The sequence below is a fragment of the Mesorhizobium sp. M5C.F.Ca.ET.164.01.1.1 genome, assembly GCF_004792125.1.
Classification (GTDB): domain Bacteria; phylum Pseudomonadota; class Alphaproteobacteria; order Rhizobiales; family Rhizobiaceae; genus Mesorhizobium; species Mesorhizobium wenxiniae.
The window spans coordinates 1-342 of sequence record NZ_SRTG01000294.1; the positions used below are offsets into that span (position 1 = coordinate 1).

The window sequence follows — 342 nt, forward strand, 5'->3', positions numbered from 1 at the left end:
GGATTTAGCCGTAGTGCCAGTGGGGCTTTGGCTCGGTGCCGGTGAACATGATGCCGATGCGGTCTTCGCGGCGCCAGCGGACCACTGCCTTGTAGGCGATGCCGTCGGTCGGCACATAGAGCAGGAACTCGTCGGGCACGCGTGCGTCGATCGAGACCTTCAGTTCGGCGCCGCCGTCATGCATGTTGCGCACCGTGCACGTGACCTCGGAATTGGTGATGCCGGTCAGGATCGTCGCGCCCTTGAAGACGCGCTGCCTGCGTTTGTCCCTGTTTTCGTCTTCAGCCATCGCGCGCCAATCCCCGGCGATCGTCGCATTTCATGTGGTGCGATCGGCAAGAT

1 protein-coding gene is annotated in these 342 nt (G+C 62.6%); it reads right to left on the reverse strand.

The window, feature by feature from the left end; translation table 11 throughout:
- Nucleotides 1–4: 4 nt before the first annotated feature.
- Nucleotides 5–289: a PilZ domain-containing protein gene (locus tag EN807_RS33540; RefSeq protein ID WP_135938021.1), complete on the reverse strand. Its 285-nt coding sequence runs from the start codon at nucleotides 287–289 to the stop codon at nucleotides 5–7.
- Nucleotides 290–342 lie beyond the last annotated feature (53 nt).

Bases quoted from the DNA above. Each gene is read 5' to 3' on its own strand.
- EN807_RS33540 (WP_135938021.1), bottom strand. From the start codon at position 289: ATGGCTGAAGACGAAAACAGGGACAAACGCAGGCAGCGCGTCTTCAAG.